Here is a 14,441-nt window from a genome sequence, read left to right on the forward strand (position 1 = left end):
CCTATATACCGGCTGTGACCATGCGCTCTCGGAGCCTCAGGAGGCGATGTTGAGTTCGTTCCCCGGGATCGACGCCAGCAGGCGGCGCGTATACGGGTCGCGCGGGTTCGTGAAGATCTCCTCCGACGAAGCCGCCTCGACGAGAGATCCGTCCTTCATCACGCACACGTAGTCGCTGATCAGTCGCACGACCGCGAGGTCGTGCGAGATGAACAGATAGCTGAGCCCGTACTCGGTCTGCAGGTCGCCGAGCAGTGTGAGGATCTGGTCCTGCACGAGCACGTCCAGCGCCGACACCGGCTCGTCGCACACGATCAGATCGGGCGAGAGGGCGAGCGCCCTGGCGATCGCGACACGCTGCCGCTGCCCGCCGGACAGCTCCGACGGATACCGCCGCAGCATGGACTGCGGCAGGGCCACATCGTCGAGCAGCTGGCGGACGCGCTTGCGCCTGTCGGCGCTGCTCCCCCGCTTGTAGAAGTCGAGCGGCTCGGAGATCAGGCGCTCGATCGTGAACATCGGGTTCAGGCTCGAGTACGGGTCCTGGAAGATCGGCTGCACCCGCTGACGGAAGTCCTTCGTCTCCGCGCGGTCGAGGGACGCGATGTCCTTGCCCCCGTACCGGATGAGGCCGCTCGTCGGCTCGATGATCTTGAGCAGCATCCGCGCCGTGGTGGTCTTGCCGGACCCGGACTCGCCCACGATGGCGACCGTCTCACCCCGAGGGATCGCGAGAGAGACGTCGTTCACGGCGACGAAGTCCTCCTTCTGCCCTCGGACCGGATACACCTTGGTGAGGTGCTCGAACTCGACGATGTGGTCGGCGGCCGGAACCCCGGGCGTCACCTCGTCCGCCAGGGCCGGAGCATCCGCCCCTTGAGCGGGCCGGTCCTCGACACGGAACGCCTCCGGCCGCAGGCGCGCGGCCGCGACCGACGGTGCCGCCGCCACGAGCGACTGCGTGTACGGATGCTGCGGCGCCTCGAGGATCTGCTTGGCCGGCCCCTGCTCGACGACCTTGCCCCGGTGCATCACGACGACGCGCTCGGCGCGCTCGGCCGCGAGACCGAGGTCATGCGTGATGAGCAGCACGGCCGTGCCCAGCTCGCGCGTCATCTGACCGATCTGGTCGAGGATCGTGTGCTGCACGGTGACGTCGAGCGCACTCGTCGGCTCGTCCGCGATCAGCAGACGAGGTTTGCACGCCAGACCGATCGCGATCAGCGCGCGCTGGCGCATGCCACCCGAGAACTCGTGCGGATACTGCTTCGCACGGCGTTCGGGGTCGGGCAGGCCCGCGGCGCTGAGCGCCTCGACGACCTTCTCCTTCACGTTCTGCCTGGTGGCGAGACCGTGCGCGAGGAGGGTCTCGGCGACCTGGGTGCCGATCTTGGCGACCGGATTCAGGTTGGACATCGGGTCCTGTGGCACGAGGCCGATGTCACGCCCCCTGATCGTGCGCAGCTCGTTCTCGGAGGCGCGCGTGATGTCGCGGCCGTCGAGGCGGATGCTGCCGGCGGCGACGCGGCCGCCCCCGGCGAGCAGCCCGATGATGGCCATCGCGGTCGTCGACTTGCCCGACCCCGACTCCCCCACGATCGCGACGGTCTCACCCGGAGCGATCTCGAGGTCGACGCCCTCGACCGCGTGCACGACGCCGTCCATGGTGGCGAAGTCGACGGCCAGGCCCTCGACGGACAGCAGGGGCGCGTTCGGCGCCCGGTTCTCGTTCGCAGCGTTCATCGTGCTCTCGTCCTCGGGTCCATGGCCTCGCGCAGCGCCTCACCGAACAGGGTGAAGCCGAGCGCGGTGACCGCGATGCAGATGCCGGGCAGGAATGCCAGCCACGGCGCGATGGCGAGCTCGGCCTGCGCGTAGGTGAGCATGCGCCCCCACTCGGCCGTCTCGGGGCGACCGCCGCCGAGACCGAGGAACGACAGCGCCGCCGCATCGATGACAGCCGTCGCCAGCGTGAGCGTCCCCTGCACGATGACCGGGCCGATCGCGTTGGGCAGCACGTGCGACATGGTGATCTGACCGCGTCCGAGGCCCAGCGTCTGGGCCGAGAGCACATAGTCGCTCGATCGCTGCTGCAGCATCGACGCGCGCAGCAGGCGCGCGAAGATCGGAACCTGCGACGCACCGATCGCGATCATCACCGCGAAGGGCGTCTGACCCAGGATCGCGGCGATCGAGACGGCCAGCAGCAGGTTCGGCACCGACAGGATGATGTCGACGACGCGCATGATGAACGTGTCGACCCATCCGCCGAACGTGCCGGCGAGAAGACCGAGGATCATTCCGCCGACCAGACCCAGGGCGGTCGAGATGACACCGATCAGCAGCGACGCCTGCGCACCCCAGATGAGCTTGGAGAGCACGTCGCCGCCGAAGCGGTCGAGGCCGAGCGGGAACTCGGGCAGCTCCCCCGGTCCCGGGATGTGCGTCGGCGTGATGAACTTCGCGCCGGGCAATGCGGTCTCGGGATACGGAGCGAGCACGGGAGCGAGCACCGACACCAGGATGAACACCAGGACGATGCCGGCGCCGATCCAGGCGGTGGGGTTGCGGCGGAGGCGGCGGAACACATCGTGCCAGAATCCGCCAGGGCCCTCTCTGAGCCCTGCTCGGCCGACGGCGACGGTGTCGACGACCTCGCCGCTCGCTGCGGATGGTCCTTGCGCGGGTGGGAGCGAGATGGTCATGACGCCACCCCCTTTCGGAGAACGAGACGGGACATCACTGCACCCGCACTCTCGGATCGATGAAGCTGTACGACACGTCGACCGCCAGGTTGATCAGCGCGTAGGCGATCGCGATGAAGATGATGAACCCCTGGAGCACCGGGAAGTCCCGCGTGAAGATCGCCCTCGCGAGGAAGGATCCGATGCCGGGGAACGCGAAGACGGTCTCGGTGAGCACCGCCCCCGAGATGAGGAGTCCGGTCTGCAGACCGATCGTCGTGATCACGGGCAGCATCGCGTTGCGCAGGATGAAGCGACTGCGCAGAGTCGACGAACCGACACCCTTCGCGCGGCCCGTGCGCACGTAGTCGGCGTTCTGCACCTCCAGGACACTCGCCCTGGTGATGCGGACGATGATCGCGAGCGGGATCGTGCCGAGCGCCAACGCCGGGAGGACGAGGTGCATGAGCGCGTCCCAGGACGCGTCGAACTCGCCGGTGATGATGCCGTCCCAGACGTAGAACCCCGTCGGGTGCGTGGCATCTATTCGAGGGTTCTGACGGCCGTCCGAGGGAAGCCACCCGAGCTGCACCGCGAACACGTATTTCAGGATGAAGGCCAGGAAGAACACCGGGATGGTGATGCCCACGAGGCTCAGCACCACCGACGCGTGGTCGGTGAACTTGCCGTGGCGGCGAGCCGCCCAGTAGCCGAGCGGGATGCCGACGCCGACCGCGAAGATGAGCGCGAGAACACTCAGCTCGATCGTCGCGGGGAAGCGACGGAAGAACTCCTCCGTCACGGGCCGGTTCGTCTGGATCGATGTTCCGAAGTCGCCCTGGAGGAGGCGGCCGACCCAGATGAAGTACTGCTCCAGGATCGGCTTGTTGAAGCCGTAGAGTTCGTTGACCCTGGCGACGGCCTCCGGAGTCGCCTTCTCGCCGAGAAGAGCGACGGCCGGGCCGCCTGGCAGGGCCCTGACCCAGGCGAACAGCAGGATGCTGAGGCCGATCAGAGTGGGAATGAGGAAAAGCAGTCGCCTGCCGATGGTGCGCAGCAAGAGGTCTCCGTTGATCAGAAGGTACGCCGGTCCCGGGCCTCCGCGGCGAGCGCGGAGACCCGGGTGGGCATCTCAGTCGGTCAGACCTACTCGGTGAGGACGATGTCCGTGAAGACCTCGTCGTTCACCGGGCTGGCGGGATAGCTCTCGACGCGAGGGTCGAAGGCCAGTGTCGGCGCCGGGTGCGCGATCGGCACACCCGGGATGAACTGCGCGACCATCTCGTTGATCTCCTCGTAGAGGGCCGTCTGGTCCTCGAGGTTGGAGACACCGCGAGCCTCGTTCAGCTTCTGGAACAGCTCGGGGTTGTCGAAGCCCCACTCCGAGCTCTGCTGACCGAAGAAGACGCCGACGAAGTTGTCGGTGTCGTTGTAGTCACCGGTCCAGCCCAGCAGGTGGATGCCGTGGTCGGCCGTTCCCGTGGTGCGGTCGAGGTACTCGACCCACTCCTCCGAGACCGGGGTGGTCTCGACGCCGACCTCGGCGAGCTGCGACGAGAGCACCGTGAAGATCTGCTCGGGGTCCGGCATGTACGGACGCGAGACGTTGACCGGGTAGTTGAAGGTCAGCTTCAGCGGGTTGGCCTCGTCATAGCCTGCTTCTGCGAGCAGCGACTTGGCCTTCTCGGGGTCGTAGTCGTAGGTCGTGACGTCGGGGTTGTATCCGTTGACGGTGTCGGGAACGAACTCGATCGCCTTCTCGGTGCCCTCGGGGAGGACCTGGCTGATCAGCGCATCCTTGTCGACCGCGTACGAGAGCGCCTCACGGACCTTCGGGTCCTGCAGCTCGGGGATGGCCTGGTTGAAGGCGAGGTAGAGGATCGTGAAGGGAGGGCGCGACACCATGGTGAAGCCGTCGTCCTCGAGTGCCTTGGTGTCGGCAGGACCCACGAGGTCGTAGCCGTCGATCGATCCGGACTCGAGAGCCTGACGACGCGCGGTCGGGTCGTCGATCGTGCGGAAGATGATCTCGTCGATCTGGCCCGCCTCGCCCCAGTAGTCGTCGTAGGCCTTGAGCGTGACCTGCTCGCCCGGCGCCCACTCGTCGAACTGGTACGGGCCGGTGCCGACCGGGTGACCCATCGCGTACTCGGAGAGCACGGGAGCCTCGGCGGAGCCGCTCACGTCGTCGGCGCCGAACTCCTGGAGTGCCGACGGGCTCTGCATCGAGAACGACGGCAGCGACAGCGACGCGACGAATCCGGCGAACGGCTTGTTCAGGTCGATCGTGACGGAGTAGTCGCCGTCAGGGGTGCAGGACTTGTAGACGGCGTCCGCCGGGCTGTCGGCGTAGCCCTTGAAGAGCTTGTTGTAGTAGTAGCCGAACGCCTCTGATGCCGCGAGGCCGGTCCAGTTGTACCAGCGGTCGAAGTTCGCACACACGGCCTCGGCGTTGAACGGGGTGCCGTCGTGGAAGGTGACGTCCTCCTTCAGAGTGAATGTGTGGCTCATGCCGTCTTCCGACGACTCCCACGACTCGGCGAGCAGCGGTGCCGGGTCGGCCGTGCCGGGTTCGGTGCCCACGAGGCCCTCGAACATCTGCCGCGAGACGCGGAAGCTCTCGCCGTCCTGGGCGAATGCCGGGTCGAGGCTGGCCGGGTCGGAGGATGCGGCGAACACGAACGTGCCGTCGACATCGCCCGCAGCCTCTCCGCCGTCGTCGCTGCGCTCGCTGGCGACGCATCCCGAGAGGACCAGCGCCGCCAGTGCGGCTCCGGTGACGGCGAGGAGTCCTCGCCGACGCGTGACTGAGTGGTGCATTGTGTGACCTTCCTGTCGAGCGCTACAGTGCGCGTCCCGAAGACATCGTCGACTTCGGAACGGTGATGCCTCGACGCTACCCAGTGCGCATTCCGATGCAAACACCTCCAGGTTGCATTCCTGTTACGGAAGTTACGTGGTCGTGCCCATCCGGTAATGTCCACAACGTGCCCGACACATCTCCCCTCGCCGTCTGCGTCGGCGAGGGCCTCGTCTCTTTCGTCCCCGCCACTGCCGCTCCTCTCGAGGACGTGCGCACCTTTCACCGATCGCTCGCCGGGGCGGAGTGGAACACCGCGATCGCACTGGCATCGGCAGGAATCCGCACCGCTGTCGTGTCCCGCGTGGGCGACGACGGTTTCGGTCGGTTCCTCACGGCCGAGCTGCGCAGACACGAGGTCGACGATTCGGCCGTCGACGTCGACGCCGAAGCCCCGACCGGTCTCTACGTGAAAGAGCTGTCGCCTCGCCCAGACGGCTCGGTCGACGGGACGATGCACTACTACCGCTCGGGCTCAGCAGCCTCGGCGCTGTCGCCCGCGACACTCGAATCCCCCGCAGCATCCGTCCTTCTGGCTCAGGCGGCGCTGGTGCACACCTCCGGGATCACGCCTGCTCTCTCGGCTTCCGCGCGGGCTGCACAGGATGCGCTGTTCGATGCACCCCGCGACGGTCGGCTGCTCAGCTTCGACGTGAACTGGCGCCCCGCGCTCTGGCGCGGACGCCAGGACGAAGGGCGCGCCGTGATCTCGGACTACGTGCGCCGCGCCGACATCGCGTTCTGCACTCGACCCGACGCAGAGTCGGTGTTCGGCACCGCCGAGCCGGATCGGCTGCGCGAGCTGTTCCCCGAGCCGAGGTATCTGCTCGCCACGAGCCCCGACGGCGCCGTGGCGTTCGACGGAGCGGAACGCACCGACAGCAGGTCGCTCGACGTCCCCGTCGTGGAATCCATCGGAGCCGGCGACGCGTTCGCCGCCGGGTTCCTCGCCGGCGTGCTGACCGGGCTCTCCCTCACCGGCAGCCTCGCCCGCGCGCACAGGATCGCGACCAGAGCGCTGGTCAGCACCCGCGATCACATCGACTGATCGGCCCCTACCGGCGGCGCCGAGACGCCGCGGCGTCGTGCGTGAGCTGCAGCGGGATGACCACGGGTTCGCCCCGGTGCTGCACGACGCGCACGAAGAGGATGTCGACCAGTGCCAGCTGCGCGATGCGGCTCGACATCGCGGCCATCCGGAACGGCGACTCCTGCGCGTAGGTGATCAGCACGATGTCGGCGGCGAGCGCGAGCGTCGAGTCGGGCGCGCTCGTGATCGCCACGGACAGCGCACCCGCGTCCCGGGCGATCTCGACGGCGCGGACGACCTCCTGGGTCTCGCCGCCGTGCGAGAAGGCGATGACGACGTCGTCCGAGGTCCTCAGCGATGCCGTCGTGAGGGCCAGATGCGGATCAGCGGAGTGCGCGACCGAACAGCCGATGCGCGCGAGCTTCTGCTGAAGGTCCTGGGCGGTCAACGACGAGGCCGCCTGCCCGAACAGATCGACGTGGCGGGCTGCCACGACGGCCCTCGCGACCCGGTCGAGTGCGTCCGCATCGAGCCCGCGCGCCGTCTTCTCGATCGCGTCGATCTCCTGAGCTGCGAGCTTCGCGGCGATCGCCGACGGCTCGTCGTCCGGGTCGATCGCCGTGGTGTCGAGGCCGAAACGCGCCCGCTGCGCCTGGGCGAGCGTGACCGTGCGAGCGACCGCCACCCGCAGCTCCCGGTACCCGCTGAAGCCGAGCGACTGCGCGAACCGGGCCACGGTCGACAGAGACGTGTGACAGAGCTGCGCGAGATCGTTGATGGCGAGATCGACGACGAGCGTGGGGTCACCGAGGATCGTCTCCGCGACCCGTGCTTCTGCAGCACTCAGTCGAGGAACGGATCGGCGCACCAGCGCGAGAACATCGTCGTCCACGGTGTCATCCTGCCTCAGTCAGGCGGTCCTGCGCTCGCGGGCGACCGAACGGCGCGGTGCGAAGCCCCGCCGGTGAGTCGATCTCTGGCGGCCTGAGCACCGATCCTGCTCGCGGATCCGACCTCCACGACGGGGAGCGGCAGTGGCCGCCTGGCCGCGAGTCCGACGTTGACCACGACGGCTTCGGGGTCGCGCAGAGCGGCGCGTTCGACCAGCGAGCGCTGCGCGTCATCGGTGTCAGGCCGATCCACGAGGATGACCGTCAGCCCCTCGGCGAGGACGGCTCGATCGAGAGCGGAGTCCTGCTCGTCGATCGACGAACGCGCGACGTCGACACGAACACGGTGGCCGCCTGCTGCGAGCGTCTGAGCCACATACGCGGACGCGCTGTCGACAGCGAGAGTCGAACGACGGCGGGCGTCGACCACCGCGAGCACTTCGGCATCCGCGGTCGCGCCGGTGATGGCTCGTCGGACGATCTCCGATCCGTCGTAGCCGACGGGAGGCGCGGTCGTGGCACGAGTGCGGAGGGTCTCGGCCAGACGGGCGACCCGCTGGGCCGCAGCGGCGAGTCTCTCGCGCGGCAGCGAGCCGTCGCTCACCGCCGCGAGGATCCCCTCGCGAGCGGCGAGGAAGTCCCGTCTGTCCTGGTCGGGGAGCGTGGCTTCACCCCGGTTCGTCGGGTTGCCGATGCACAGCAGATCGACGCCGGCCGCCAGGGCGCGTGCGGCGCCCTGGCCGATGCCGACGGTCTCGCGGATCGCCGCCATGTCGAGGGCGTCCGAGATGATGACGCCGTCGAAACCCCAGTCCCGCAGCATCCCGAGCACCCGGGGATTCAGCGTCGCCGGTTCCTCCCCCCACGCCGGAACGACGATGTGCGCGGTCATGATGGCGTCGACCCCCGCGGCGATCGCGGCACGGAACGGCTCGAGGTGCACGCGCTCGTACTCGGCGATGTCGAGCGAGATCTCGGGCAGCGCGTGGTGCGAATCCAGATGCGTGTCGCCGTGTCCGGGAAAGTGCTTGACGCATGCGGCGACGGCATTGCTCTGCAGTCCGTCGACCGCCGCCTGCACGTGACGGGCGACGAGTTCTTCGTCGCTGCCGAAGGAACGGACCCCGATCACGGGGTTCCGTGGATCCGTGTTCACATCGGCGACGGGCCCGAGCACCACGTTGACGCCGACCGAGGCGACCCGTCGGGCGAGCTCCGCACCGGAGTCCCTCGTCGCATCGACATCGTCGACGATGCCGAGCTGGGCGGCCCCCGGGAGGGTGGAACCGGTCGCCGACTCGAGGCGCGTGACGTTGCCGCCCTCCTCGTCGATCCCGATCAGCGCGTCCGGGTTAGCACGAAGGATCTCGTCGCTCAGGGCAGGCAGCCCATCACCGACGTTCTGGCTGAAGTACACCGCTCCAGCCAGGCCGTCGCGCAGCTCGGCGAGGAGCCAGTCCGGCGCCTCGGTGCCGAGGAACCCCGGCCAGAGCACCGCGTTGGCGAGGCGGACGAGCTCGTCGGTCATCCCTTCACCGCTCCCGCGACCATGCCTGCCGAGAGGCGACGCTGCACGATCACGAAGAAGACCATGACGGGGATCGTGATGATCGTCGACGCGGCCATGATGCTGCCCCAGTCGTTGGAGTGCAGACCGAAGAAGGACTTCAGACCGATCGAGACCGTGTACTGGTCGGTCTCGCTGCCGAGGATCGTCATCGCGAAGATGAACTCGTTCCAGGCCGTGATGAAGCTGAAGATGCTGGTGGCCACGAGGCCGGGCATCACGAGAGGCAGCAGGATCGAGCGGAACATCCGCCACCAGCTGGCCCCGTCGATGTACGCGGCCTCTTCGAGCTCGACCGGCACCGCGGCGACGAACCCGCGCAGCATCCAGATCCCGAACGCGAGCGAGAGCGCGACGTAGACGACCATCAGACCGAGGATGCTGTTGAGCAGTCCGAGGCTCTTGACCTGAAGGAAGAGCGGGATGACGAGAGCCTCGAGCGGGACCATCTGCACGACGAGGATCATCATCAGGATGGTCGTGCGGAACTTGAACTTGAACCGGGCGACCGCCACTGCCGCGAGCAGACAGACCAGAGCACTCACCAGAACCGTCACCAGGGCCACGATGGCCGAATTGCGCAGGTAGGTGCCGAAGCCGCCGTCGGTGAGGACGAAGGCGAAGTTGTCGAACGTGAATTCCTGGGGCAGCAGCGACTGACCGCCGCTGGATGCCTTGGCATCGAACGCGCTGGAGACCATCCAGTACACGGGGAACAGCGTGAAGATCAGGACGGCGGCGATCGCGATGCCGGTGCCGAGGCGCGACATGGCGGACGGGCGGGGGTTCACAGCTCGTCCTCCTTCATCAGGGAGCGGATGTACACGATCGTGATTCCGATCAGCACGAGGGTGAGCAGCACGGCGAGGGCGGCGCCGAACCCGTAGCGGTTCTGGCCGAAGGATTCGACGTACGACCAGACGCCGAGGTTGAGCACCGACCGGTTGCCTCCCCCACCGCCCGGCATGAGGTAGACCTGCGCGAAGACCTTGAAGTCCCAGATCGTCGACAGGATGATGACGACAGAGAAGACGGGCTTGAGCGTCGGGAAGATGATCTTCCAGAAGCGCATCCAGGCGTTCGCCCCGTCGAGCGCGGCCGCCTCGAGCATCTCCTTCGAGACGCCGAGGAGACCGGCGAGCACCGTGATCGCGACGAACGGGAAGCCGTGGTGCACGACGTTCAGCAGCACGATCGCGTAGAACGACCACTGGTTGGTGAACCAGTTGACCGGTTCGTCCATCAGACCGAGGTTCTGCAGGGTGGTGTTGAAGATGCCCCGGTCGGCGTCGAAGATGAACGTCCAGACGTAGGTGCCGGTGACGGCCGGCATGGCCCACGCGACCATGATGCAGCTCGAGACGATGGTGCGCCAGACCGTGCCCAGCTTGGCGAGCAGGAGCGCGACCAGCGTGCCGACCGCCACCGTGACGAACACGGCGACAGCGGCGAAGCCGACGGTGTTCGGCAGGACGACGGTCCACAGCGTCGGGTTGGTGAGCGCCTCGACGTAGTTGTCGACGCCGATCCAGTTGTTCTCGCCCGTGTTGATCTCGCGCAGACCGTAGTCCTGCAGCGAGAAGATGAAGACCTGGATGAGCGGCCAGAGCATGAGCACCGCGAGGATGACCAGCCCGGGAGCGAGAAGAAGCCAGGGGCGGGCCGTGAGCAGCGAGAGTCCTCGCCGCCGGGGCCGGCCGCCGGCCACGGAGGCGGAGGTGGACTCCGCCTTCGTGGCCGGCAGTGGCGCTTGCACCATCGACATGAAGGGATACAGCCTTACTTGTTGAGCAGCTCGGTCATCTCGGCTGCGGCATCCTTCGTCGCCGTGGCGACGTCCTTCTGCCCGCCGAGGATCGCCTGGATCATCGAGTTGGTGGTCTTCTTCGCCTGGACGGCTCCGAAGTTCGGGGTGACGGGCACGGATGCGCCGCCCTCGACCATCTGCTGTGCGAACGGAGCGACGAGCGGGTCGGTCGAGGCGAGGGCCTCTTCCATCGCCGACTGGACGCCCGGGAAGTAGCCGGTCTCGTCAGCCCACTGCTCGGCGAACTCGCCCGTGGTCATCAGCTTGACGAACTCCCACGCGAGGTCTGCGTTCTTCGTCGTGTTGAAGACCGACAGGTGCGAGCCTCCGAGCACGGAAGGAGCGATTCCGCCGTCCTCGCCCGGAATCACTGCCGCGCCGATCTTGCCGTCGAGTTCGGGGTTCGCCTCGATCAGCGCCTTCGGGGTCCACGAGCCCGAGAGCATCATGGCGACGTTCCCCTGCGTGAACGAGTCACGGAGGTCCGTCTCCTTCCACGTGGTGGCGCCGGCCGACGAGAAGCCGTGCTCGGTCGCGAGTCCGGTGTAGAACTCGATGCCGGCCTGCGACTCCTCGCTGTCGAGCTCGCTCGTCCAGGTCTTGCCGTCGAGGGTCGCGACCTCGCCGCCCGCGCCCCAGACCCAGGGGTACACCTGGAACTCGGCGTCGCCCGCGACGGGGAACGGCAGCATGTCGGGCTTGGCTGCCTTGATCGCCTCACCGGCGGTGACGATGTCGTCCCACGTCTTCGGAGCCTCGAGACCGAGCTCCTCGAACACGTCGGTGCGGTAGACGATCGAGCGGACACCGGCGTACCACGGCATGCCGTACAGCTCTTCGTCGTAGGTGCCGGCGACCGCGAGACCCTCGACGAGGTCGTCGCGCAGGCCCTTCTCAGCGTCGACGTACTCGTCGAGCGGCTCCAGGGCACCTGCGTCCGCGAACTCCGCCGTCCAGGTGGTGCCCGTCTCGGCGATGTCGGGCGTGGTGCCGCCGGCGATCGACGTGACGAAGCGGTCGTGAGCGTCAGCCCACTGGATCTCCTCGATCTTGACCGTGGCCCCGGTCTCGTCTTCGAAGGCGCTCGATACCTCGTCGTAGAACGCCGTCGCGTCGGGGTTCGTGCCCTTCATGATCCAGACGGTGAGCTCCTGGCCCTCTCCGTCGACGGCTCGGCCGGTGTCTGCTCCGCCACCGGCACAGGCCGCCAGGCCCAGTGTGGCCACGGCGCCCAGCGCCATGACCGGAAGAATGCGCTTGTGCATCAGGGATCTCCTCTTTGAACGTCCTGGCGGCATCGGGTGCCTACCACGTAGGAAAAAGTATTCATCACTAACTAATTCCCTGCAAGTTATTCTCGGAAACGTCATGCGGCCGTAACATCGGCCTCCGCGGGTAGGCTCACGGCATGTCAGGGGCCCTCGACGACGCGAAGCGCTCGACGGTCGCGCGCCACGCGGATCTTCCTACGCCCAGTGCGTTCTCGACTCTCTTCAGACTCCTCGGAGTCGCCCTGGCGGTGATCCTCGTCTCGTCCGTCGCGGTGGCGGGCTTCGTCGCCGCGGACGTGCTGAACCGGGTCGGCGAAGGTGCGGTCACCCTCGAGGACGACGTGGAGGTGGCTCCTCCGTCGCTGGGCGCGTACCCGAGCGACAAGGCCTTCAATCTTCTCATCGTCGGGACGGACGAGTGCGGAGAGGTCTCGACGAAGATCCTCGGCGATCGATGCGCCCAGAGCGAGCAGGGAGCCCTGAACGACGTGACCCTCCTGGTCCACGTCTCGGCGGCGCCTCGCGCAGTCACCGTCGTGTCGTTCCCCCGCGACCTCGGGCTGGAGGTGCCCGAGTGCGAGAGGGAAGACGGTTCGACCGCGTCGGCGATGTCGAAGGGGCGGATCAACGAGGTCTTCGAGCACGCCGGTGTCTCGTGCGTCGCGAAGACCGTGACCGATCTCAGCGGACTGCCGGTCGAGTTCGCCGCCAAGATCAGCTTCGACGGCGTGATCGCGATCACCGATGCGATCGGCGGAGTCCACGTGTGCGTCGCGGGTGAAGGCATCCACGACACCCTCGCCGGTGTCGACCTGCCGGTCGGCACGCACACGGTGTCGGGCGCCAGCGCCCTCGCATTCATCCGCACACGGCACGGAGTCGGCGACGGGAGCGACCTCGCCCGCATCTCGAATCAGCAGCAGTACATGTCGCGACTGGCCAAGAAGATCCTGAGCGCCGAGACGCTGACCGACCCGTCGAAGGTGCTTCGGCTGATGGACACGGTCGCCGACAACATCGTGCCGAGCGAGTCGCTGAGCAACGCCCTGACCCTCACACAGCTGGCGCTCGCCCTCAAGGATGTCGAGTTCTCGGACTTCGTGTTCGTGCAGTACCCGAACCTGACGGACCCGGAGGACAGCGACAAGGTCGTACCCGATTACGACGCCGCGGCCCCGCTCTGGGCGGCGCTCATCGCAGGAGAGCCCGTCACGCTCGCCGGTGACGTCGCGACGCATCGGAGCGTGGAGCTCGCGACGCCGCCTCCCGTCGACGAGCCGGTCGAGACGGCGACCGAGGCGCCGGAGGCGCGGGCGACCCTCCCCCCGGAGATCTCGGGGCAGACCCTCGACCAGGAGACCTGTTCGGTCGGCGTCCAGGCGGAGTGAGCGCGTAGTCTCGGAGAATGGGCAGGACGCGCGCGAAGGACACCGAACACCCGCAGGCCCGCCTCGACCACGGAGGCATCGCCCGCATCGTGCCGTCGGAGTTCACCACCGGGTTCGAGCTCATCGTCGACGACACCCCGCAGTCGCACGTCGACCTCGATGACCCCACGCACCTGCACTTCGAGTACATCGTGCGCATGGGCGCAGTCATCGACCAGCTCGCGGGCGGCCCCCTCACCGCGGTGCACCTCGGAGCGGGAGCGCTGACGATCCCCCGCTACATCGAGGCCACACGGCCCGGTTCGCGGCAGCAGGTGATCGAGCTCGAGGCTCCGTTGGCAGCACTCGTGCGCGAGCATCTTCCGCTGCCGAGAGGCGCGTCGATCAGGCTGCGGATCGGTGACGCCCGCGAAGGCGTCCGCCGTCTTCCGCCGGCCATCGTCGGCAGCTGCGATCTGGTCGTGTCCGACGTCTACTCGGGCGCCCAGACGCCTGCCCACCTCACCAGCATCGAGTTCTACCGCGAACTCGCCGAGCTGCTCGCACCGGGAGGCGTGCTGCTCGTGAACGTCGCCGACGGCCCCGGCCTCGCCTTCGCTCGACGTCAGGTCGCGACGATCGCGGAGGTGCTTCCCGAGATCGGCGTCCTCGCCGACACCCAGGTGCTCAAGGGCCGCAGGTTCGGCAACCTGGTGATCGCGGCATCTGCCGCTCCCCTCCCGACCGAATGGCTGCCGAGGATGCTGGCCGCCGGACCGCATCCGGCGAAGATCGCCCAGGGCGCCGAGGTGACCGCGTTCGTGCAGGGTGCACGTGTGGTCACGGATGCGGATGCCGTGGCCTCGCCTCGCCCGGATGCCTCGCTGTTCCTCCGCTGAGCACCTCGATCGAGATCGGATGCGAGGGTGCGGGGCGTGCCGCCCCGACGACGGCGCCGTCGCGAG

Annotated in this window: 12 protein-coding genes; 3 read left to right on the plus strand and 9 right to left on the minus strand. The window is 67.8% G+C overall.

Translation table 11 applies throughout. From position 1 onward, the window contains the following. Window positions 1-36 precede the first annotated feature (36 nt). The 4 genes from OB895_RS07705 to OB895_RS07720 form a co-directional block, all read right to left on the minus strand. Complete coding sequence (locus OB895_RS07705; protein WP_079112338.1) at window positions 37-1,743, minus strand: ABC transporter ATP-binding protein; 1,707 nt, start codon at window positions 1,741-1,743, stop codon at window positions 37-39. After that, window positions 1,740-2,705: an ABC transporter permease gene (locus OB895_RS07710; RefSeq protein ID WP_079112337.1), complete on the minus strand. Its 966-nt coding sequence runs from the start codon at window positions 2,703-2,705 to the stop codon at window positions 1,740-1,742. Before OB895_RS07710 ends, OB895_RS07705 begins: the two co-directional genes overlap by 4 nt. A gap of 34 nt (window positions 2,706-2,739) precedes the next feature. Further along, entirely contained in the window at window positions 2,740-3,744 is a 1,005-nt protein-coding gene (locus OB895_RS07715) for an ABC transporter permease (RefSeq protein ID WP_079112336.1), read from the minus strand. 86 nt (window positions 3,745-3,830) lie between these two features. Continuing rightward, window positions 3,831-5,504, minus strand: a complete 1,674-nt coding sequence (locus tag OB895_RS07720; RefSeq protein ID WP_042539074.1) for an ABC transporter substrate-binding protein — start codon at window positions 5,502-5,504, stop codon at window positions 3,831-3,833. A gap of 167 nt (window positions 5,505-5,671) precedes the next feature. On the opposite strand from OB895_RS07720, the gene OB895_RS07725 reads away from it, so the two are divergent. After that, entirely contained in the window at window positions 5,672-6,592 is a 921-nt protein-coding gene (locus OB895_RS07725) for a sugar kinase (protein ID WP_079112335.1), read from the plus strand. Window positions 6,593-6,599: 7 nt separating this feature from the next. Here OB895_RS07725 and OB895_RS07730 read toward each other — a convergent pair whose 3' ends face one another. Genes OB895_RS07730 through OB895_RS07750 form a run of 5 tightly spaced genes read right to left on the minus strand, consistent with a single transcriptional unit; the run spans window position 6,600 to window position 12,103 of the window. Continuing rightward, on the minus strand, window positions 6,600-7,466 hold the full coding sequence (locus OB895_RS07730; protein ID WP_042539070.1) for a MurR/RpiR family transcriptional regulator: 867 nt from the start codon (window positions 7,464-7,466) through the stop codon (window positions 6,600-6,602). A 14-nt stretch (window positions 7,467-7,480) separates the two neighbouring features. Then, on the minus strand, window positions 7,481-8,992 hold the full coding sequence (locus OB895_RS07735) for a glycoside hydrolase family 3 protein (RefSeq protein ID WP_079112334.1): 1,512 nt from the start codon (window positions 8,990-8,992) through the stop codon (window positions 7,481-7,483). After that, a complete protein-coding gene (locus OB895_RS07740; RefSeq protein WP_042539066.1) occupies window positions 8,989-9,822 on the minus strand; it encodes a carbohydrate ABC transporter permease in 834 nt (277 codons plus the stop codon). The genes OB895_RS07735 and OB895_RS07740 overlap by 4 nt, the downstream gene beginning before the upstream one ends. Beyond that, entirely contained in the window at window positions 9,819-10,796 is a 978-nt protein-coding gene (locus tag OB895_RS07745; protein WP_079112333.1) for a carbohydrate ABC transporter permease, read from the minus strand. The genes OB895_RS07740 and OB895_RS07745 overlap by 4 nt, the downstream gene beginning before the upstream one ends. Window positions 10,797-10,810: 14 nt before the next feature. Further along, the gene (locus OB895_RS07750) at window positions 10,811-12,103 is read right to left on the minus strand and encodes a sugar ABC transporter substrate-binding protein (RefSeq protein ID WP_311879736.1); all 1,293 of its coding nucleotides are present in this window, start codon (window positions 12,101-12,103) and stop codon (window positions 10,811-10,813) included. A gap of 143 nt (window positions 12,104-12,246) precedes the next feature. Between OB895_RS07750 and OB895_RS07755 the strand changes: the two genes are divergently transcribed. Further along, a complete protein-coding gene (locus tag OB895_RS07755) occupies window positions 12,247-13,497 on the plus strand; it encodes an LCP family protein (RefSeq protein ID WP_079112332.1) in 1,251 nt (416 codons plus the stop codon). Window positions 13,498-13,514: 17 nt separating this feature from the next. Then, window positions 13,515-14,375, plus strand: a complete 861-nt coding sequence (locus tag OB895_RS07760) for a spermidine synthase (RefSeq protein ID WP_079112331.1) — start codon at window positions 13,515-13,517, stop codon at window positions 14,373-14,375. Window positions 14,376-14,441: the final 66 nt, after the last annotated feature.

This window comes from Microbacterium forte (assembly GCF_031885415.1).
Taxonomy (GTDB): Bacteria; Actinomycetota; Actinomycetes; order Actinomycetales; family Microbacteriaceae; genus Microbacterium; species Microbacterium forte.

Coding starts and splice junctions, on each gene's coding strand:
- OB895_RS07705 (WP_079112338.1), bottom strand. CDS start 1,743: ATGAACGCTGCGAACGAGAACCGGGCGCCGAACGCGCCCCTGCTGTCC.
- OB895_RS07710 (WP_079112337.1), bottom strand. CDS start 2,705: ATGACCATCTCGCTCCCACCCGCGCAAGGACCATCCGCAGCGAGCGGC.
- OB895_RS07720 (WP_042539074.1), bottom strand. CDS start 5,504: ATGCACCACTCAGTCACGCGTCGGCGAGGACTCCTCGCCGTCACCGGA.
- OB895_RS07735 (WP_079112334.1), bottom strand. CDS start 8,992: ATGACCGACGAGCTCGTCCGCCTCGCCAACGCGGTGCTCTGGCCGGGG.
- OB895_RS07745 (WP_079112333.1), bottom strand. CDS start 10,796: ATGTCGATGGTGCAAGCGCCACTGCCGGCCACGAAGGCGGAGTCCACC.
- OB895_RS07750 (WP_311879736.1), bottom strand. CDS start 12,103: ATGCACAAGCGCATTCTTCCGGTCATGGCGCTGGGCGCCGTGGCCACA.
- OB895_RS07755 (WP_079112332.1), top strand. CDS start 12,247: ATGTCAGGGGCCCTCGACGACGCGAAGCGCTCGACGGTCGCGCGCCAC.
- OB895_RS07760 (WP_079112331.1), top strand. CDS start 13,515: ATGGGCAGGACGCGCGCGAAGGACACCGAACACCCGCAGGCCCGCCTC.